The organism is Haladaptatus sp. DYF46 (assembly GCF_021083305.1).
In the GTDB taxonomy this organism is placed as follows: Archaea; Halobacteriota; Halobacteria; order Halobacteriales; family Haladaptataceae; genus Haladaptatus.
Genome location: NZ_JAJFAY010000002.1, coordinates 231489 through 250779, shown reverse-complemented (window position 1 = coordinate 250779; position 19291 = coordinate 231489). Strand labels below are relative to the sequence as shown.

The following is a 19291-nucleotide window of genomic DNA, read 5'->3' as shown; positions in this document are numbered from 1 at the left end:
TTTTACGTTTCCCGCTACTTCACCGTCACCCACGTCAGGAACACGAGCGCGACGAGTTGGAGCGCGCGGAGAACCAACACGGCCTGCTGTACCGCGGGGTCGCCGGAGTAGAACATCTTCATGCCGAAGAAGTAGTAGATGGCGACGGCGTTTTCGGCGAGCATCACGAGGGCGAAGGCCAGCAGGCCGAGGACGAGCGAGGTTCGGAACTTCAGATAGCTTCGTACCCACACGGCGACCAACACTGCCAGTAGGAGGATGTTCACGACCGCGAGCCCGCTTGCGATTTGTATCGAGTTCATTCTATCTGTTCCATTATCTCCTCGAACGCGTCCCGATGGTGTTCGAACCGGTCGGTGAGAAAGTAGAGCTTTCCGTACGCGTTGTCTCCGGGTTCGACGACGCCGTGATCGACGAGCATGTCGAGGTGGTGTCGAACCGTCTTGTACTCCACGCCGAGCGATTCCGCCAGTTGATTCGCGTTCCGTGGGCGCTCCGAGAGGGCGCGAATGATGCGTGCGCGGTTCTCACCGCCACGTGTCGCCGTGAGTAGGTACCAGAGCGCCTTGTCCATCGAACGGTCACTTGGTTGGGAGTCATGCAGCCAGATATATCTACGGCTCGATACGCTCCGAAACCCACCCCGTCGCCCCGTTCGGATAGGCGTTCGCTTCGGCCTTCGACTGCAGGTTCCCCCGTCCATCCGTCGCGCGAACGACGACGTCGTGTGCCCCCGACGCTTCGTAGGTGTGTTCCCACTGCCGCCACACGTCCGTTCCCGGAAGCGGCTCGGAGAGCTTCGCGTCGGTCCACGACCCCCCGCCGTCGGTGGACACTTCGACGCGTTCGATGCCGCGTGTGCCGGCGTAAGCGTGCCCGCCGACTTGCACCCGCCCGCCGTCCAGATGATTGACGGCGTGGAGTTTGGCGACGGTGTTGACCGGCCCGGTGCCGTGCCACCCGCGTTTCTCCCAGTAGCCGTCGGCTTCTTGCTCCAGCACTTCGATTTCCGAGAGCCACTTGACGTTGATTTCGCCCCAGTGGCCGGGAATCAGCGCCCGAACGGGATGGCCGTGGGACCGCGGGAGCGGGTTCCCGTTCATCTCGTAGGCCAGAAAGCCGTCTTCGAGCGCCGCGAGGGGGAACTCCTCGTAGTAGTCGTCCGCGGCGCGGAACATGACACAGCACTCGTCGGGCATCGCCGTTCCTTCGAACAGCGCCGAAATCGGGACACCCGTCCAGAGTGCGTTGTCCATCTTCTTGCCGTTCAGCGACTCGCCGACACAGCGGAGGGTGATGAACCGGTGTTCTTCGGACATCGATTTCAGGTCGTCGAGGGTGAAGTGCAACTCCTCCTCGACTGCTCCCGTCACCGTGAGTTCCCAGTCGTCCGCTGACACCACCGGGTCAACGCTGTTGATGTCCACCTGATAGAACTCCGAGCTCACCAACCCTTCGAGTCCGCCGATGGCGAGCGATTTCGCGTCGGCCTCGTCGAGGAGCGACTGGACGTCCCCGCTCACCGGACCGGTTCGTTTCGGCGTGTCATCGCCGCGTCCGGCACCGAGCGCACCGCCGACGCCGCCGACCGCGACCGCTCCGACGAGGGCTCGGAGGAGGCTCCGTCGCGTTTCGGACACCGGCTCCTCCGTGCTCGAACGGAATCGGGCCGCCGCGACGACGATTCCGGCACCCGCTCCGGCGGCCAGCGCGGAAACGGGTGCGCCGGTCAACGCTAACGCGGGTGCGACACAGAGGAGGCCGGCGACCGGCGCGGCGGGAACGTCCGCGGCGTCCGCTATCCGCGTGCCGACTGCCGCGGTCACCGCGAACAGGAGGGTCGTCAGGACGAGCGCCAGCAGGAACCCGAGTTGGTCGCCGAGGTCGCCGAGCGTCTGTATCGACCACGCGATGACCGCGCTGGGCGTGGTTTCGACCACGAACGCGCTGACCGGCGCGACGACGAACGAGGGGGTGAAGCCGACCACGGCGTACGAACCGGCGACGGCGGCGACGCCGGCGAGGAGGGCGATCGCTCCGTCGGTCGCCACGTCCACGAGCGAGTACGCGGATGGTTGGTCGGCTGTCATGGTTCACCGGTTCCGTGCGACGAACAGCGCGCCAGCGACGAGTGCGACCAACGCGACGCCGATGCCGAATCCGGGGAGGGACGTGTCCGAGTTTCCGCTCCCGCCGTCGTTCGTGTCGTCGGTCGTCCCGTCATCAGTCATCTGGTCGTCGGTCATCGTTTCGTCGTCCATCGTGTCCGTCGTGGTCATCTCCCCGTCGGTCGTCCCGTCGTCCATGGAATCGGTGGTCGTCATTTCGTCATCGCCCATCGTACCCGTCGTGGTCATCTCGTCGTCTCCCATCGAATCCGTCGTCGTTGTCATGGAGTCGTTCATCGTTCCGTTACCCATGGTGTCCGTCGTCGTTGTCGTTTCCTGCTGTGCGAGTGGCGCGTTCGAAACGTCGTTGGCCGCCGCGCTTACCGTCACTGGAACGGCACAAATCGTCAATACGACCGCCAGTACGAGTATGCGTTTTGAGTGCATATCCGAATCGAGCCCTCCGTATTAAATAGTCGTTTTTCGAACTCTCACCCGGTCTCTCCCGATTCCCACCCACTCTCTTCCAAATCTTTTCCAAACTCGGGATGCGTTCCATAACTGGAGTGCAAGGACGATGTCGAATTCGGCCCTCTTCGCACAGACGGAAAACGTGATACGGGTGGGAAATCGTTACACGACTATGGAGGAGACGCCGAAGGGACGGCCCTGTCCGCTGTGCGGTGCGTCGATGTTCCACCGTCACTGCAAGTACGTCTGTCCGCAACACGGCGTCGTCTACGACTGTGCGGACACGTTCTACTAGTCGTCGGTGACGTATCGGTACGCGGGACCGGCCAAGAGGAAGAGTCCGCCGATACCGACGACGGCCACGACGAGCCAGTTCTCCCCGATTTCGTCCACCGAGAGCGTGTCGAGCGAACTTCCGGCGAGCACGGCGACGACCATCCACGGAACTTCGCCGATAGCCGTGCCGAGGAGAAACGAGCGAACCGGGACGTTCGACAGTCCGGCGGCGGCGGACACCGCGTCGGAGGGGGCGGGCATGAGACGCGAGGCGACCATACCGCGAAGGTCGCCGGTCGCGTCGAAAAACCGCTCGCCGGAGTCCCCCAGACGGCCGAACAGCCCCGAGTCGATGCGGAAGTATCGCGCCGCCGCGAAGGGGAGATACGCGCTCATCACGGTTCCGCCGAGCGCGACCGGAAATCCGACGACCGGCCCGTACACGTAGCCGACGGCGACGGCGACGACCGTGGTCGGCCACGCGAACAGCGGCCGGACGAGATAGACGGCGAGGAACAGTCCCGAGGCGAGGAGCGGGTTATGGGTCACGTGCCGAACCTGCTTCAGGACGAACTCCGGCGAGAGGAGGACGCCGGCGACGACGACCATCGCGACCACCCCGATACCCGCCGCCTGTCGTCGATTCCCGGCGAACTCCATTCGACCGACGGTAGTCAGGGGAAGGGCTAAGTTCTTTCCACCCGAGCGCGGAACGTTTAATCCGCTTCGCTCGAATTCGTAGACGATGGAATCGGACGACGACCCCGTGGCGATGGGGGTCGAACTGCTGAGCAAGATCGAACATCCGGAACTATCGGTCGCGGAGGCGGTGGACCGGATCGAAACCATCACGACCGACCCGACGACGACGCGGACGATTCTCGACGAGGCGGAAAAACGCGGCGTCATCGAGCGCGAAAACGGAATCGTTCGACCCACGGGCGGCGGGTTCGTCCGCTTCGAAAGCCAAGTCGTGACCAAGGAGGGCGACTTCACCTGCCGGCGCTGTGGAACCGGCATCTCGACGGGCCACTTCATCAAACTCGACGCTGGCGAACTCGGCCCGTTCGGGTCGTCCTGTATCCGGAAAGTGACCGGCCGAGAGTAAAATCGTCCGACCTATCGGCCGCGGCTGAGTTCCTCGATGAGACGCTCTATCGTTCGCTGCTGGCGTTCGAGGAGTTCGTTCTGCCGCTCGACCGTTTCGGTCAACGCGGCGAGTTGCGCTTCCACCGGATCGTCCAAGTTCTCGCTCGCCGATTCGAACCCCGAATCCGCGAATCCGGTCGGTTCGTCGGCGTTCGACCCGTCGACGTGCGTCTCCTCTGCCGCGGCTCCCGCTGCGATTCCGGGATCGGCCGTCACCGATTCGGCAGGTGCTGACTCGACGGGTGCGGTCTCGGCGACGCTTCCCGCCCCTCCTCCGTTCACCTTTTCGGCCTCGCTTTCGCCGCCCAGCGGGTCCGCGGAGGGCGTCTCGACAATCTGTCCGTCGTCGTCCAGTTCCGGTGGGTTCGCGTTGAGGGGTTCGACGCCGCCGCCGAACACGTCGTCGTCCTCGGCGAACGAGACGTTCTCGTCGGGTTCCGGGTCCGGGTCGTCGGGAACGACCGTCTGCTCGAACTCGGCGTAGCTTCCCACGTCGTGATAGGAGAGGAGTCCCTGTTCGATCCGTTCACGGACTTCTCGCGTTCGCTCGCTCGGCGTTTTGATCCGCTGCGGTCGGCCCTCCGCCTCGATGATGATCTGTGAGGAAACGGTTCCCTCCTCCACGTCGAGGCCGGTGACGTCGGCGAAGTGGAACTGCTCGAAATCCGTGTCCCAAATCGCCTCGCCGACGTGTTTTACCACGCGTGCGCTCGTGAGGACGAGCGTCAATTCGCTGAACTGGTAGGTCTGGAGGACTTGCTCGTTCGAGTCGGTGACGCCCGCGCCGTTCAGGACGCCTGCGATGACGGGATGAAGCGCGTCGTGAAGCCGTTTCGTGGGAATCTTGAACGTCTCGGTGCCGTCGATGCCGTAATCGAGCGTGATGGTCGATTTGCGACGCCCCTCCGAGACGCTGATTCGCTCCGCGTCGTGCGGATACTCCTCGACGGATTCGTCGCTCAACAGGCCGTCGGCGCGATAGATAAGCGTCCGCGTCGGTGTCACGTAGAGGACATCTTCGCCCCCGAGGGACACTTTCGCGGCCACGTGTTCGTCTCCAAGGCTGGACTGGACGATTCCCGGAACGTTCATGATGGGGAATGGTCATGCGCATATCTTAAAACCGACGGGTACACACGACAAGAACAAAACGGGTGATTTTTCGAACAGTTCCTCGCCGAATATTTCGTTTCCAAAATCGCGTGACGCGGTGGCAATCGACACCCATCGGCCCCCTCTCGTCCCCGATTGAGATGGGAACTTTAAAGAGTACTAGTTGCCTATCCGTAATCGAGCCCGGGTGGCTTAGCTGGACATAGCGCCGCACTCATAGGGTTCTGAGATTTGGCGCTCAGGCCTTGGAAGCCTCCCATGCGCCCGTGAGGCCCCGCCAGGTCTCGAATCTGGGACATGCGGAGATCGAGGGTTCGGAGCCCTCCCCGGGCATATTATCATTCGTTCCGGAGCTGAAATTCAAAGGACGAGGGCGACTTCCCGTCCAATTCTCACCTACAAGCCAGCCACAGCTACTGAACCCTTCGTTTCCAATCCAGAAACAGAGGGGTGAGTTCTAGATGGCGTCACGACTTGTTCCCGACCGGGACAAAAATCAGTGTCTTCACTGTGGCGCCCACGTTTCCTCTCACTTCTGTCGCGTCTTCGGAGACGACGAAGACTATGTACACCGATGCTACGCGTGTGATTCACGAACCCGCGTGAAGCGTGGGAGCGCTGCCGGTCTCGACGTCGGCATCCCACCGGAGCATGTTCTTCGGGTTCGGTGCCGGATCATAGTTGTTCGAGTAGCCGGACGGAATCCAATCGATGCTGTCCGGTGTATCATCACCGTCGGTGACACGCTTGGCGAACACGCGAAACGCGATTCGGTAGTCCTTGTTCGTCTCTTCGTTGTCGTAGTTGCGGTTGATCCAGCGGACGACATCCTCGGCTTTCTTTCGATCGTCGAGCGCATCGTTGATATTCTCGATTTGTTCGGCCATTCGAGTGACGTGACCGAGCAGTTTCTCGTGGCGTTGATCAGAGTATTCGCTTCGGAGTAAGGCCATTCAGTCGCTGAATGCGAGAATGTTCTCTCGATCTTGTGGGGTAATCGTGTCGGATATTTCGACGCGATCGCGCAATCTCTCGATAGAGCCAGCCGGGTCAGCGGTCATACGCGATGGTTCCGAAAAATGAGGGTTAAAGGGTGGGCATGGAATTTCCGAGGGGAACTTATTCACGACAACTTTTATTCAATAGAGAACTCTGGTATCACTACCCCATTTTGCACTAAGCAGATGTTGACACACCAAATCTCTAGTGAAGTTCAGCTGTCGGAAAGATAATGTCCCAATCTAACAATTACACCACCAGTAAGCAGAGAAATTTCCTATTCCCATCGATGGTGCTATTACTCAAGAATTCACACTCAGAATCTCGAGCTCACTTCTATAGTGCACCCACAATTATAATAGGATAGTAATATTAGAAGATATATAAAATCGCTACGTGACGAAAAAATCAATATATGCAGAAATACTCAATAATTGATTTTATTAATTTCTGGTTGTGTTTATAGTTTGTATGTCAGACAGTAAACGGCAGACTTACGACGGAACGAAAGTCAACAGTCATTACGCAACGACACCGGTTCTCCTTTACGATGCAAAATACGAAATGTGCAACGAGTTGGCGTATAAAGTACGGGCATACGCCGACAAACCTCTTCGACTCGTTGCGCTAAGCGACCCGGAAGCAGACGAGTTGCTAGAACGTTTCCACCCGAATGGATGGTCTGAAGATTTCTATCTCGTCGATGGAAGCAGCTGTCGAAAAGGCGTCCGCGCACTCCCGAAGCTAATACGGATAGTTGGTGTCCGTGATTTCTGTTCGCTCGCCAACGACTATGCGCAATGGCAACAGCAAAGCGAAGATTGTGATCACGAGAACCACGAGACCCAAAATTCTCAAAAGGCCAAAAATAACACATCTCGCCGAAGCTTCGCGAAAGCGATGTCTGCGGCGGCGGTCCCATTGGCTGCCCCAGTTGGTGTAGTCGCAGGCGCGAGCGAACCGAAATCGTTTGAAAATAGGCCGCCAAGCGGTCTACAAGCACGTGTCGCCAGAATTCGACCCGACGGTGACGGATTTGACGTTACTGTCGAACGCGAACCAGAGCTCGTTAGGCAAGAGACCTGGCGCGATGACGAAATGGTCACGACTCAAACAAAGAAGAAGCCAGCGAAGATGGAAGCGAGAGATCACACAACACTCCACGATGTGGACTCGTTGCTTATTCAGCGAGCCGAAGTCGATGTTGTTCCGGAATCTCCCAATGCTAATCTCGCTAGCGCATTTCAGCAAAGCGGGCCCGATTCCTCCGACACCGGTGAACTGATTCGGCATGGTGTCATTGATGACCAATCTCGATTCGGGTTCAGTTTCAATCTCGGTCACGGTCCCATGACTGTCGATGGGGACCCGAGCGTTGAATCCACATTGTCGGGGCAAGTCTCACACGACCTGCCGGAGAAGACGGTTGACTTTCTGAAGTTCGAAAGCGAGAGAGAAGAGGATCTATCGACCCATCTCAACGCATACATCGCAGGAATGCGCGGCCTCCAACAGTACTACTCAGAGAATAGCAACCAAAAGATGGAGGTACTGTATGGCCAGATGGCGACTCGTCTAGAAACGATCAGTCCGAAACTCGTTGAGTCGATAGGCAATGATCATGCACCGCTGGAGAACGTAGTTGGTATCTCGAGTGTCCCTTACTGGAATCGGTATGTAGAGTCGCCAACAACTGAATCAGAGGATCTACATCAATCCGTAACTACGCAAGGAACGTCCTGTGAGTGTGGTTGCTGTGGTCTCAGCTGTTGCACGGATTGTGGCTGTGGCTGTAGCATTTGCCTCGGGACAGAACCAGGTTGCGGCTGTGGCTGCTGTATCATTGGCTGTGGCGGTGGATGCGGTTGTGGATGTTGCATCTGTGCGTGAAAACGCCGCTACACGCACTTTTTTGTTCAGAAGTGATGTTGGGTTAAAGGGAAGGGTTTTTTTATTCTGTAGATATGTAGAAGAATATAAGATGTTCAAACATAAAACGACGAACAAGGTGGATGGATAATGCCCGGTGCTGGTCGATCAGAATCGACGGCGATGCAGTACATCGGTGCCGCGGTCTTCTTAGTAGCAGTCGTCGGATGGTTGCTCTTCGGTTGGGACTTCCAATCGTCGGATGGTTCCATCCCATTAGTTATTGCGGCCGTTTGCGTCTTACTCGCAGTTTCCGTAACCGCGTACAATCGTTTGACATAGTGTCAGCACATACCTATTTAGTAATTTTTTCTTTCTTCAGTACGACAACTTAGCGTGGAAAATAATCAAAATCAAACCCTGGACTCACAGAATAGTCGGATGCTAGCCACCTCCAACGTAACGCGACGAACAGCCATGGGTGGGAGCGCTACTGTTGCATTATCGCTACTCACCGGTTGTACTGGAATCTTCGGTGGAAATCCCGGTGACATCACAGTATTCAACAAGACTGACAAGAAACGAACAGCGGCACTGTCTAGTTTAGCTCCTCTTCGACAGGTGTTCGGTTGTTGAGCGATTGATGCGGTCGTTGATGGTTATAGTAATGTACAAACTGTTCAAGCCACCGTTGGACGCTCGGCTGACTGCCCACCCACGAGGTATGGAAGCGGTCGATCCGTTGCTTGAGCGTGTGAAACCACTTTTCGATCAGGTTTCGTTCTGTATAGTTGAGCTGACCGCTCAACCCAATTCGAAAGAGGGCAGTCCGATAGCCGTAGCCATCAACGAGAAACACAGCATTGACGAGACGCTTCACGTCTCGTCTGCCAACCAGAAATCAAAGATTTCTGGTGACGTCCGAGAGATCGTGTTTCTCGGCCAAGTCAGCTAGAAACGCAGCCGCTTGATCAGTGCCATGCCGATCAAACACTTCGATACCGAGTAGCAGCTTTGTGTCGGTGTCTATTGCAGCGTACACCCAAGACCACTCGCCATTGATTTTGACAGCGGTTTCGTCAACCGCGACCCGCGTCGGCGATGCCGTCACCAGAACGCTATGCGTTCTGGTTGGCACACGAGAGCTTTGCTCTCGTGAACGACGGCGGGTCGGAGACGCTGTCAGATACTCGATGAACCCAGTGGAAAATTGCTTGATGCGACCGTTTTACGCCGAGGAGTGCGAGAATTCCTTTTGTTTCCCTGAGTGAACAACCGGTCGCGTGGAGCCGGACGGCGACGCCCATTAGGGCGTCGCCGTCCGCTCACGCTCCCAACATTCAAGCGTAGCCGTCTCTAAACTCTTTTTGAGCAGGTTTGAGAGTAGCATCAATCACTAGCTCTTCAACCTGCTCGTCCTTATCTAGACAGTGCCAAACGCACCGAACTCTCAGAACGCAGACTACTTTTCCTCCGGTTGTTCGGAGCAGCCGAATTCGATCATCCAAATCAACGGCAGTTGATACGCTAAATATGTACCACGAAATGTACAGTGATCGGCTCAAGGATACCCGAGGAGGGTCTGTTACTGCTTATGAGATCAGGCGGCAGAAAATTGGATTCATGCTGAACTGAGAGCGTGTGTATATTGTTTTACTGAGGTAGATATATATGTATGTCAGTAGTAGTATTAGAGTAAGAATGTCCGGCGAATCTCAGCGCCGACTGCTATTTATCATCGTCTCAATCAGTATCGCGGCGGTTATACAGGCGTATAGAATCACCATCGGCAAAGGAGATATCTGGGCAGTTATTGCTCTTATTTGCTTCTCGCTTATTGTGCTTGGCTCGGGATGGCAGCTTTGGTCCCGACACGGGACAGAGCCAAACCATAATTAGGTAGATCAGCACCACGAACTGTACACAGATCGAGACAAGGGTATCGGGGTTGGCCTACTCCACTTATTATGAGGTGGTTCCCCTATCGCATCCCCACACCCCCCTTGGGGTTGTAGAAGACGAGAAACGAATCCGCGAAATTGCACACATCTATCGCGAGTTCCGTGTGCAAATCGAGTCGATCGCGAGTAACTCGTCACTGCTTCGATTGAGCTGATCGGACGGTTCACGACGCTCTTTATATCTGACTACTGTTTCAGTTACCCGATGAAACTAGGTTTCTAGGCGAGGTGTGCAAAAATATGCGGTTCAGTGCTTATTGGGTGTGCGGTAGTCCTCAACCGCTGTTCTGATCTCTCGTGCTTTCACTCGACCATGGGCGAGAAACGGAGCGATCACGGAGGTCTGGTACCGGAGTGTTGCGTTCACTCCGTTTCTCCCATCGGCGTTTGAGAGGATCGCAAGTAACATTCCCCCAGTGTTTCGATATTCGATCGAGCCGTTCACCGATTTCACTCGAAGCCCGTCCACCGATTCACTGATAATCTCGTGTGCGTCCTCTTTCCCGATCTCGAGATCGATCGTCGCGAAGGTCATTCCCAGCCTAGTGCTACGGTCCCGACCGGTATAGCTTGGCCGTCTAATCAGGGCGATTTCTCGAGCGTCATAGCGCCACTCGTTGCCTTCGCTCGTGCGAATTCGGATGGAATTCACCGTGATTATGTGGTTCCACCGGGAAGACCGTTCCCGTTGTCACCCCCGTTCTGGGATTCCCGAGTTCTTGCCCGTCGACGACACGCGAAGCGGCTGTCGCGACGATGAATGCTGAGGCCGCTCACTCAAACAATTGTTCGGCCTGCTGGACGTACGCGTTCGTCTCCCAGCTTCGAACCTGACTGATCTGCTCGAGGAGCTCTTTCGCCTCGGTGTTCGTGAGATCGCCGTGCACGACGAGTGCTTTGAGCACACGCGGGGTTGTCACGAGCTGTGGCTCGGCAAGCGAGGCATGAATAAGCGCGAGTTGGCTGTACTCGTCACAGTAGAAAAACGCGGCACCGATCTCCTTGGTAAGCTGAATGGCCGCGTTTTCACCGTCGTCGAGCGGAAACTCCGGGTCCAGTACACTATCACGGATCAGAATCTTATCCTGTTCGTCAAGGATCGCTTGTGCAGCCTGCGCGTGAGCATCCGAATACTGGGCGATGGTTTCCAGTTCATCGATAACGTGGTGTGGGACGGCAACGTCATACCCGTCGAGGAAGAGCGGAAGCGCGAGTCGACGGGCATCCGTCGTGGCAGCGAGACTTACGAGGCCGGATGTATCTGCGACGAGTTTCATTCGTCGAGAGCGGCAGCGAGATCGTCGCTAAGGCTGTCGTCATTCAGCTGGTGTTTGAGCACCCGGAAATTCTGAGCGGCCTCGGTGCCCACGATCGCCTTTACCTGGTCGAACGTGAGTCGGTCTTCGTAGTAGGCGTTCGCGATCGATTGCTGAACACGTTCTTTGTCGCTCGCGTCCATGAGGTAGTCGCGGAGAGCGTCGACAAGGACGTCAGTTCGGTTTTTGTCTTCTGCAACGGCGAGGACGTCGGCTTGTTCGATGAGTCGCTCGGGTGCGCGAAAGTGCACGCGTTTGCTCGAGCTCATACGTGTACATTGTACACAGAGCACTAAAAAGATGTTCTGCCAGTAGTACACGCCCAGCCCGTTCTAGTGACGGCATGACCCACTCTGATTTGCGATCCGAATATCCCAATCACCGCGGCGGAAATAGTCCCAGGTCGCCACGAGGTCGTCACGCGCCATGAGCAGTATAAACACTGTAAAAAATACAACGACCCAAACCAGCCTCAGTACATTCCCTGGTTCTGGACTTCCCTCGAAGGGGAACACAACGATACTAGCAGCAAGTAGCGAAGCTAATAGGGACAGTACATACTCTCCAAATCGCCGGATCAAGGTTGTGTCCTCCCCCCATGTGGAGATCTCTTTTATATCCGGATGTTTCCAACGCATCGAAGAAGTCGGACTCGCAGTCGATGGAGGTGAAGCCTGATACACTTCGTCACTTGCCAGTACGGCTGTGACTTCGGTGGCGACGCGAAAAACGGGATGGGAATTGCCGCTCAACACCACCAGAAGTACGGCCACTCGACATAGGTGGGCACGATCTACACCCACCGTTACGGCTCGGAGGATGATTCCGAATGAGCGTTCTCGACTACCCGGCCTCACCTTGCACGCGGTCAGTTGAACGCAAGAACGAGTTCCGCTGTTCGACCTGCTGGGCTCGCTGCACCGCACCCCCGAGGACCTCGAAGTGGGTCACCGGTACGGCTGTCCCGAGCGTCCGGATCACCTCCCGAACGGTGGCGCATCTGGTGGCGCGTACTACTCGGAGGACGATCGATGGCGGGTCGAGGCCGAAATCGGGCGTTGACTTATACTATTAAAGCGGAATTCGAAACTTCGTGTTCCGTGCCCTCCCTGGGCATGTTTTCGTTTCCCGACACGCTGATTCGAAGAGCGGTGAGAATCGTCTCGGCTGGGAACGCCGAATTGCTCGCGAACCGCCCCTATTTCGGAACTATTGAAAAACGAATCCGGGTTTTCGATCCTATCTGAAAGTAAGATTGATGTATTATCTTTCCATTCACTGAATGCATCGGATAGTGGGTTTTTCCCCTAATTCCCGGATACGATACCAGTCACCGCCGTGATGACTATGACAACCGGTCACATAGAAGTGTTCTTCCGAAGAGAGGTCCCACCGTCACATCACTGCGTATAGCGAGTTCGGACTGTGATTGTCGATGACTCGAACGAGTTTCCCTCGTGCTACTAAATAATACTGCCAATTACGTATTTATTAGGTATTGTTACAAACATGAATCCGTTCCGCCAACACATTTTAAGACTACATTTTGTGTTGTACTGGATGTATCATGGAGCACACTCGGAGAAAAGTTCTCACCGGTATCGGAGCAACGCTCGCCATCGGGGTGGGCGCACCGCAGGCGTTCGGGCAGGAAAGCGACACCCCGGAGTTTCAAGTGCTGGAGGTATCTTCGACGGGCGAATACATCGTGTTCGTTAACATGACCACCGCGGAAGTCGACCTCTCCGGTTGGACCGTCGACTTCGAGTACGGGAGCGACGGGTCGGGCGAGAAAGGAACCATCCCGAGCGGAACGAGCGTCCAAGCGCGGGACACGATAAAGATAGCATCCGGCGCGGGGGAGACTCCCGACGACGGCGTCGTCGTCGAAGACCCGTTCGACGAGAAGGTCATCGACACCGACGGTAACGACGTCATCGCGCTCCTCGATTCAGACGGCAACGAAGTGGCCAACAGCGGAGACGACCTGTTCGGCAGTGGTGGCGGCGGTGACAGTGGTAGCAGTGGCGGCGACGGTGACGACGGTGCGGGCGACGAGACGACAGAGGACGAGACGACCACCGAAGAGGAAACAACGACGCCCGAGGACGAGACGACAGAAGGGACCACAACGACGGAAGAGGAGACCACTACCGAAGAGAAAACCACCTCGACGGACGACGGTGAGACGACGACCACCAGCGAGGAAACCACGTCTGACGACGGTACTGACGGGTCCGGCGGCGACGAGTCGGACGACACCACCGATGACGGTTCCGGTGGGTCGGACGACGGGAGCGGGCAGATGTCGAGCAGTTCCGAGTCGGACTCGGAAGCCGACGAGTCGAGCGACGACGACTGTTGAGAACGGCCACCGATTTTTCCGATACCGAGTTCCGTGTGTTCGGGCGGTCCGGCCGCCGCTATTTTCCATTCAATTCGGCTTTTGAATTCTCGGTTTCGAGGCGGATACTCACGTTCGTGCGACCGTAGGGGTGACACGAAGTCGCTTCCGTCTCCCTTTTTCAGCTTTCAGGGACCGCATAACAATACGCGGTCCGGACGTGGGCTCTCTTGCGAACGTCGTCCTGAAACGGTCTTCCTGTCGCGTCGTTCGCATACGGTCGGCAACCATCGCCGCCTCGGAAAGTCCGTCACAGCCACGTACGGACGGTTCTCGATGGCACGATGGTTAGATCCCGGGGGGTTTCCGGGGCGAGAACGGGTCGCTCGCCGGTACGAGCACCATCGGCGCGCCAGTCATGATTTCACGTCGTCGATGGCGGCCACACCGTGGCCCCGGTGGTTCGAATCCACCCCCGTTCGTCTCTCGTCGCTTTCCGCTCCTCGTTTTCGACTCGGGAGGTTTCCATCCGCGAAGAAAGTAGCCGCGCCCATCGTCCTGCTCGCCGTGCAAATCACCGCCGTCGGTGATCAGGCGACCGGGAGTTCGAGCGAGTCGTTCGCTTCCTTCTTCTCGTCGGACGAGTCCTCCGAATCGTTGCTCGTTCGCAGGGTCTTGCCCGACTTGACGGTGAGATGTACCGATTCGACCTGTCCCGGTTTCCACGTGACCTTCGAATCGGTCGTCGCGGTGGTGCCGTCCACGGAGAACGTCACGGGTGCCCCCGCATCGTCCTTCGTTCCGGCGACGACGAGTTTTTCCGCCGTTCCGCTCGCGGCCCCGATGGTACCGTCCTCGCCGACCGTGAACGTGCCGCGCTTCTCGCCGCCGACTTTCACCGTGACGGTCGTTCCGGCGTCGGCCGGTTCGCCATCTACGGTGACGGTTCCGTAAAAGGTCGCTGGAAGCGTCGGGAGCGGTTCCACGGACTTTCCGTTCGCATCGACCGAGACGTCCGCCGGCGATACCGTCTTCATCGTCGTCATCGAGGCGTCACTCTCCGGCAATCCGCGGTCGTCGGTCGCGATGTTCAGTCCGTCGTACAGTTCCGCCATCGTCGGGTCGCTCGTGAGGTACGTCGGGAGCGTGCCGGACGATTCCGAGTAGACGTAATACCCCGAGAACGCGCTCACGTTCGGGCCGGGTTCGGAACTGCCGAGTTCGTACGTCCCGCTCAGTTCGCTCCGCGGACCGGGTTGGCTCGTCGGTTGCGTCGCGTACTCCTGCACGAGCGTCGGGTTCCCGGAGGAGACGGCGAACGCGTCGTCGGCACCCGCGTACTGCGGTGCCGCCACGAAGTTCCAGCCTTCGACGAGGGACGCCTGTCCCGGCGGGGACGGCGGTCCCTGCGTGTGCGCGAAGGTCAGCATGGCGCGTGCGTCGCTCGTCGTCGCGACCAACAGCGCGTCGAGCGCATCGACCGACGAGTCGGCGGTCAACTGCTCCCACTGACCCGCGTCGGCGTCGTAACCGTAGACCGTTCCGTCGAACGAACCCATGATATCGCCGACAGTCTGGTCCGTCGGGCCGGGAATGCCCACGGTGTAGTACGTCGCCTGTCCGTCACCCGCGGTCGCGGGCATGTCGAGGTCGATACCGATTTGCGTCGGCGCGTCGGTATCGACGTCCTCGGGCGGTGCGGTCAGGAACGGTTCGTGGACGACGTCCCCGCTGAACGTCGTGTTCGCCGGACCGCGGTCGCCGTAGTAGTTCAGTCGCGCGTCGAACGTTTCGTCCGCCGTCGATTCGACCGCAACGTCCGTCCCTTCGAGGTCGTTGAGCCGAAGCGACACGGACTCGGCGTCCGCGCCGTCGATCAGAACGCCCGTTTCGGCGGCGACGTCGTTGCCCCGCACGTCGGTCGCGCTGGCCGCGTCGTTTCCGTTTCCGAATCGAAGCCCGGTCGCCGCGTCTTCGACCGTGTTGTCGGTGACGGACGCACCGGGTGCGTTCGCGGCGATACCGACCGACGAATCTCGAACGGTGTTCCCGTCGAGGACCGCACCGTTTCCGGCGTCCACCGCGATTCCGGTGGTCGCGTTACGGACCGTGACGCCGCTGACGGTCGCGCCGTCCGCGCCATCGATCGTGATTCCGCTCGCCCGTCCGTCCGCATCGACCGTGACGTCGTCGATGGTCACGTCGGGTGCGGAGACGTTGACGACGCTTCCGGTGGCGTTCTCGGGTGCCGCGATTACCGGCGAGGCACCGTCGGCGCTGCGGATGGTGAGGTTGGGCGTGTTCACGTTCACTTGTTCCGTGAACGTGCCGTCACCGACGACGATTTCCGCGCCCGGCGGTGCGAGGTCTATCGCTTCCTGAATCGACTCCACGTCTCCGGGGACGTTTATCGGCGCGTCGTAGACGGCCGTCGGGCCGGTTCGAATCGTGACCCGTTCCGCGTCGGGTCCAGCCGTCGCCGTCGTTTCGAGCGAGAAGGACCCGACCGCGTCCTCGTCGGGAACGACGGTGATGGTGTAGTTGTCGGACGTTACCGGTGGTCGTTCGAGGATGGGGAGGCCGAACGGTATCGGTCCCCAGCCGTCGATGTAGAGCGAGAGTTCGTCCTCCGAAAGCGTGGAGTTCTCGCTCAAATCGACCTGAATGTCGCGCAATTGGTTCACGGACAAGTTCACCTGAACCTCCTCGCCGGGGTTCACGTGTCGCGGCTGTCCGGATTTGACGACGACTGCCGGGGCGGTACTCACGTACTGGACGGCGTTCGCCAGAATCATGTCCGCCTCCTCGGTGTAGTCCTCGTTCTGGACGTAGGACGTTCGACCGAGGGACGACGCGAGTACGGTTCCGGACTGTCGGTCGACGCCGATGGCGGACCCTTTGGTGCCGTCGTCGTCGCCGACCGTCGCGACGGTTTGCCCGCTGTAGTCGTCGTACCACGCGTGGTCGCTCCAACTACCGGTGTGGATGGTGACGTTGTCGCCGACCGACCCGACACCTTCGAAGATGGGGCTGAAGTTCGTGACGGTGAAGTACGGGTTTCCGGCCCCGAACCCTTCGTCCGCCGTGTCCGCCGGGTCGCCGACGGCGTCGGAGCGTGACGTGACGGTGTCGCTCGCGTCACCCCACTGTTCGAGCCAGACGACGCCCGTACTCGGATCGTTCGTCGCGTCGACGAACCCCTGCACGTCGAGTTGGGAGGGGTCGAGGTCCTGCATGACGAACGAATCGTACTCCCCGACGGCGTCCATCGCGTTCTCGTCCTGCACGACGGTCACTTGGTAGTTACCGGGAAGCGACGCGTCGAGAGCAGAAGCGGTCTGGTCCCCGTAGCCCTCGTCGGAGTCGACCACGGCGATGGTGGTGTACTCCTCGAAGACCTGCGTCGGACCGGTCGTCGTCTCCACGGTGTCGCCCGGTCCCTCGAAGGTGTGGGCGAGCGAGAACGACCCGTGCGTTCCCGACGTCGTTTCGACCGTCACGTTGAGTTCACCGGAGTAGCCACCCATGTCGATGGCCTCGCCGAACGCGTGTTCGTCGCCGTTGACGAATAACGTCGCGTTCCCCGTATCGTAGTCGCCGGTGAGTTCGACGGTGTACGTGTCCAGATTCCGCACGTCGGCGCTCACGGAGACGGAATCTCCCCCTTCGACCGCGTCGGATTGGCCGTCGAGGATGCGTACGTCGAGCGCCGGCGACAACGAGAAGTCCTGCTGCGTGAACGTCCCGTTTTCGACGTCCACCGTCGCGGTGTTCGCTTCATAGCCGAACGCGTTCGCCGTGACGTCGTACGTCCCGGGTTCTTCCAGCAGCGTGTAACTGCCGGTCGCGTTCGTTTCGGTCGCGTGTCCGTTGCCGAGCGAGACGGTCGCACCGTCTATCGGCGACCCGCTCCCGTTCGTGACGGTGCCGGTGATTCCGTTTTCGAGCGCGACCGTATCGGTCGCCGCCTTCGCGTCGATGATACCCGCACCGTATCGGGTATCGTTTCCGTCACGCGGCGTGCAACTCGGGGAGCAGTTCCCCGGTTTTTCCGCCGTCTCGCGGAACGCGGCGCGGATCTGCGACGGTTGGAGGTCGCCGGACGCCGAGAGCAACAGTGCGACCGCACCGGCGGTGTGCGGCGTTGCCATCGAGGTGCCGGAGTACTGCGAGTAGCCGCCGCCGGGGACTGAGCTCTTCACGTCCACGCCGGGGGCCGAAACGTCGGGAACGACGTAGGAATCCGGCCACGAGGCGGGTGCGTCGCTTCCCCAATCGTTCTCGGTGTCTATCTCCTCGCCGCTGGAGAAGGAGGCGATGCCTCGGTCCTCGTTCGACGCGCCGATGGCGAACGATTCGTACACGTTGCCGGGCGAACCGCTCGTTCCTTCGCCGCTGTTTCCGGCGGCGGCGACCACGATGGTTCCCGCCGATTCGGCGTTCCGGACGGGTTCGACCATGTCGGCGTAGTAGCCGGTCGCACCGAGGCTCATGCTGATGACGTCGGCGTCCTGTTCGACCGCCCACTGCATTCCGCCGGCGACCTGTGCGAACGACCCGCCGCCGCTGGACAGGACGAGGCCGTGCATCAGGCTGACGTCCGGTGCGACGCCGATGTACTCGCCGCTGGCGTTCCTGCCGGACACGGTTCCGCTCGTGTGTGTTCCGTGTGTGTCCGTGTCGTGGGGGGTGCTACCCGGAACTTGGTTCCCTTCGCCGTCGAACTCGGCCCACCCGCCGGGGTAGGTCGGATCGCTCTCGTTTTCGGTGTAGAGGTCGATATCCGGATGGTCGACGTCCACGCCGGTGTCCAGCACCGCGACTTTGACGCCGGACCCTTTGGTGTTGTAGGAATCCCACACGTCCGTCGCGTTGATCTGGTCGAGACCGTAGGTCGTGTTGTAGTCGGTCGTCCCGACGGAGTCCGCTTTCCCCCCGTACATGCCGACCGGCGTGTCGTTCCCGTTGGAGTCGACCGGTTTCGGAAGGGAGAGTTCGAAGTTCTCGTGCAACCGTTTCACGCCGTCTATTTTGGCTATCTCCTTCAGGTCGACGTCGGCCTTGTCGACGCGGAGGACGACGGCGTTGGTGATCCACAAACGGTTGAGAACGGTCACGCTCTTCGTATGCTTTTTCGCGTACGAGAGAACGGGACGCTGACTTCGCTCCGCGTGAGTTCTCAGCGTCTCTATCGTCGCGGCGCGGTCGGCGGTCACGGAGGGGTTCGCTTCGTCCAACCTCACGACGACCGTTACGGCCCCGTCCGCTTTCGTCAGCGCGGGGTCGATCGGCGCGGCGGCGGGGGGAACCGACGTTCCCACGGAGCCGAGGTGACCCTGCGTGTCGAGGGCCGCGTTGTTCTGGTTCTGTGCGGTTGTAGCGGCACCGACGAACGGCGCACTACATGAAATCGTTACCACCCAAACGAGGGCGAGTGCCAGTATCTTTTGTTTTCTACGCAACACGTTATGGATTATTCGCATAATTCATATATACCTACGTACTGAATAAATGTCCCGGGCCATGAATTTAACTCGGCAAGCGACACGACCCGCAGAGGACGACACGACATCCCACGCTATGCAACGATTCACATCGGATGAAAACCAACGTTCGGCCCGTCCTCCCGTAAAACGGACGAACGGGACCTCTACCGGAGACGGATGAAACCACACGAATACGCAG

The 19291-nt window shown here is 59.1% G+C and carries 16 protein-coding genes, 1 tRNA gene and 1 pseudogene; 5 read left to right on the top strand and 13 right to left on the bottom strand.

Going from position 1 to position 19291, the window contains the following annotated elements; all coding sequences use genetic code 11:
• Positions 1–14: 14 nt before the first annotated feature.
• The 4 genes from LJF34_RS12390 to LJF34_RS12375 are packed head-to-tail and all read right to left on the bottom strand — an operon-like array spanning position 15 to position 2555.
• Positions 15–302: a hypothetical protein gene (locus LJF34_RS12390; protein ID WP_231185322.1), complete on the bottom strand. Its 288-nt coding sequence runs from the start codon at positions 300–302 to the stop codon at positions 15–17.
• A complete protein-coding gene (locus tag LJF34_RS12385; protein WP_231185321.1) occupies positions 299–574 on the bottom strand; it encodes a winged helix-turn-helix domain-containing protein in 276 nt (91 codons plus the stop codon). The genes LJF34_RS12390 and LJF34_RS12385 overlap by 4 nt, the downstream gene beginning before the upstream one ends.
• Before the next feature lie 40 nt (positions 575–614).
• On the bottom strand, positions 615–2090 hold the full coding sequence (locus LJF34_RS12380; RefSeq protein ID WP_231185320.1) for a molybdopterin-dependent oxidoreductase: 1476 nt from the start codon (positions 2088–2090) through the stop codon (positions 615–617).
• A gap of 3 nt (positions 2091–2093) precedes the next feature.
• Positions 2094–2555: a PGF-CTERM sorting domain-containing protein gene (locus LJF34_RS12375; protein WP_231185319.1), complete on the bottom strand. Its 462-nt coding sequence runs from the start codon at positions 2553–2555 to the stop codon at positions 2094–2096.
• Between the two features lie 196 nt (positions 2556–2751).
• Between LJF34_RS12375 and LJF34_RS12370 the strand changes: the two genes are divergently transcribed.
• Positions 2752–2874 (top strand): HVO_2523 family zinc finger protein, encoded by a 123-nt coding sequence (locus tag LJF34_RS12370; protein ID WP_256388496.1) that lies wholly within the window; start codon positions 2752–2754, stop codon positions 2872–2874.
• On the opposite strand, the gene LJF34_RS12365 is transcribed toward LJF34_RS12370, so the two are convergent.
• Positions 2871–3515 (bottom strand): VTT domain-containing protein, encoded by a 645-nt coding sequence (locus LJF34_RS12365; RefSeq protein WP_231185318.1) that lies wholly within the window; start codon positions 3513–3515, stop codon positions 2871–2873. The genes LJF34_RS12370 and LJF34_RS12365 overlap by 4 nt on opposite strands.
• An 85-nt stretch (positions 3516–3600) precedes the next feature.
• Here LJF34_RS12365 and LJF34_RS12360 point away from each other — a divergent pair, with 85 nt between their 5' ends.
• Positions 3601–3963: a DUF5830 family protein gene (locus LJF34_RS12360; RefSeq protein WP_231185317.1), complete on the top strand. Its 363-nt coding sequence runs from the start codon at positions 3601–3603 to the stop codon at positions 3961–3963.
• Positions 3964–3974: 11 nt separating this feature from the next.
• On the opposite strand, the gene LJF34_RS12355 is transcribed toward LJF34_RS12360, so the two are convergent.
• The gene (locus tag LJF34_RS12355; protein WP_231185316.1) at positions 3975–5096 is read right to left on the bottom strand and encodes a hypothetical protein; all 1122 of its coding nucleotides are present in this window, start codon (positions 5094–5096) and stop codon (positions 3975–3977) included.
• Between the two features lie 202 nt (positions 5097–5298).
• Here LJF34_RS12355 and LJF34_RS12350 point away from each other — a divergent pair.
• Positions 5299–5450 (top strand) — tRNA-Met (locus LJF34_RS12350).
• 257 nt (positions 5451–5707) lie between these two features.
• Here the strand turns inward: LJF34_RS12350 and LJF34_RS12345 are convergent.
• Positions 5708–6070, bottom strand: a complete 363-nt coding sequence (locus tag LJF34_RS12345; protein ID WP_231185315.1) for a hypothetical protein — start codon at positions 6068–6070, stop codon at positions 5708–5710.
• A gap of 1793 nt (positions 6071–7863) precedes the next feature.
• Between LJF34_RS12345 and LJF34_RS12340 the strand changes: the two genes are divergently transcribed.
• Positions 7864–8136: a hypothetical protein gene (locus LJF34_RS12340; protein WP_231185314.1), complete on the top strand. Its 273-nt coding sequence runs from the start codon at positions 7864–7866 to the stop codon at positions 8134–8136.
• A gap of 447 nt (positions 8137–8583) precedes the next feature.
• Here the strand turns inward: LJF34_RS12340 and LJF34_RS12335 are convergent.
• The 4 genes and pseudogenes from LJF34_RS12335 to LJF34_RS12320 all read right to left on the bottom strand — a co-directional run bounded on the left by LJF34_RS12335 (position 8584) and on the right by LJF34_RS12320 (position 11531).
• A pseudogene (locus LJF34_RS12335) lies at positions 8584–9375 on the bottom strand (IS6 family transposase).
• An 818-nt stretch (positions 9376–10193) separates the two neighbouring features.
• The gene (locus LJF34_RS12330) at positions 10194–10481 is read right to left on the bottom strand and encodes a hypothetical protein (protein ID WP_231185313.1); all 288 of its coding nucleotides are present in this window, start codon (positions 10479–10481) and stop codon (positions 10194–10196) included.
• A 238-nt stretch (positions 10482–10719) separates the two neighbouring features.
• A complete protein-coding gene (locus LJF34_RS12325; RefSeq protein ID WP_231185312.1) occupies positions 10720–11223 on the bottom strand; it encodes a hypothetical protein in 504 nt (167 codons plus the stop codon).
• Complete coding sequence (locus tag LJF34_RS12320; protein ID WP_231185311.1) at positions 11220–11531, bottom strand: hypothetical protein; 312 nt, start codon at positions 11529–11531, stop codon at positions 11220–11222. The genes LJF34_RS12325 and LJF34_RS12320 overlap by 4 nt, the downstream gene beginning before the upstream one ends.
• A gap of 1298 nt (positions 11532–12829) precedes the next feature.
• Between LJF34_RS12320 and LJF34_RS12315 the strand changes: the two genes are divergently transcribed.
• A complete protein-coding gene (locus tag LJF34_RS12315; protein ID WP_231185310.1) occupies positions 12830–13627 on the top strand; it encodes a lamin tail domain-containing protein in 798 nt (265 codons plus the stop codon).
• Positions 13628–14022: 395 nt separating this feature from the next.
• Here LJF34_RS12315 and LJF34_RS12310 read toward each other — a convergent pair whose 3' ends face one another.
• Positions 14023–14160 (bottom strand): hypothetical protein, encoded by a 138-nt coding sequence (locus tag LJF34_RS12310; protein WP_231185309.1) that lies wholly within the window; start codon positions 14158–14160, stop codon positions 14023–14025.
• A gap of 36 nt (positions 14161–14196) precedes the next feature.
• Positions 14197–19071, bottom strand: a complete 4875-nt coding sequence (locus tag LJF34_RS12305) for a S8 family serine peptidase (protein WP_231185308.1) — start codon at positions 19069–19071, stop codon at positions 14197–14199.
• Between the last annotated feature and the right edge of the window lie 220 nt (positions 19072–19291).

Bases quoted from the DNA above. Each gene is read 5' to 3' on its own strand.
- LJF34_RS12320 (WP_231185311.1), bottom strand. From the start codon at position 11,531: ATGAGCTCGAGCAAACGCGTGCACTTTCGCGCACCCGAGCGACTCATC.
- LJF34_RS12390 (WP_231185322.1), bottom strand. From the start codon at position 302: ATGAACTCGATACAAATCGCAAGCGGGCTCGCGGTCGTGAACATCCTC.
- LJF34_RS12380 (WP_231185320.1), bottom strand. From the start codon at position 2,090: ATGACAGCCGACCAACCATCCGCGTACTCGCTCGTGGACGTGGCGACC.
- LJF34_RS12375 (WP_231185319.1), bottom strand. From the start codon at position 2,555: ATGCACTCAAAACGCATACTCGTACTGGCGGTCGTATTGACGATTTGT.
- LJF34_RS12315 (WP_231185310.1), top strand. From the start codon at position 12,830: ATGGAGCACACTCGGAGAAAAGTTCTCACCGGTATCGGAGCAACGCTC.
- LJF34_RS12355 (WP_231185316.1), bottom strand. From the start codon at position 5,096: ATGAACGTTCCGGGAATCGTCCAGTCCAGCCTTGGAGACGAACACGTG.
- LJF34_RS12370 (WP_256388496.1), top strand. From the start codon at position 2,752: ATGGAGGAGACGCCGAAGGGACGGCCCTGTCCGCTGTGCGGTGCGTCG.
- LJF34_RS12325 (WP_231185312.1), bottom strand. From the start codon at position 11,223: ATGAAACTCGTCGCAGATACATCCGGCCTCGTAAGTCTCGCTGCCACG.
- LJF34_RS12310 (WP_231185309.1), bottom strand. From the start codon at position 14,160: ATGGGCGCGGCTACTTTCTTCGCGGATGGAAACCTCCCGAGTCGAAAA.
- LJF34_RS12345 (WP_231185315.1), bottom strand. From the start codon at position 6,070: ATGGCCTTACTCCGAAGCGAATACTCTGATCAACGCCACGAGAAACTG.
- LJF34_RS12360 (WP_231185317.1), top strand. From the start codon at position 3,601: ATGGAATCGGACGACGACCCCGTGGCGATGGGGGTCGAACTGCTGAGC.
- LJF34_RS12365 (WP_231185318.1), bottom strand. From the start codon at position 3,515: ATGGAGTTCGCCGGGAATCGACGACAGGCGGCGGGTATCGGGGTGGTC.
- LJF34_RS12385 (WP_231185321.1), bottom strand. From the start codon at position 574: ATGGACAAGGCGCTCTGGTACCTACTCACGGCGACACGTGGCGGTGAG.
- LJF34_RS12330 (WP_231185313.1), bottom strand. From the start codon at position 10,481: ATGACCTTCGCGACGATCGATCTCGAGATCGGGAAAGAGGACGCACAC.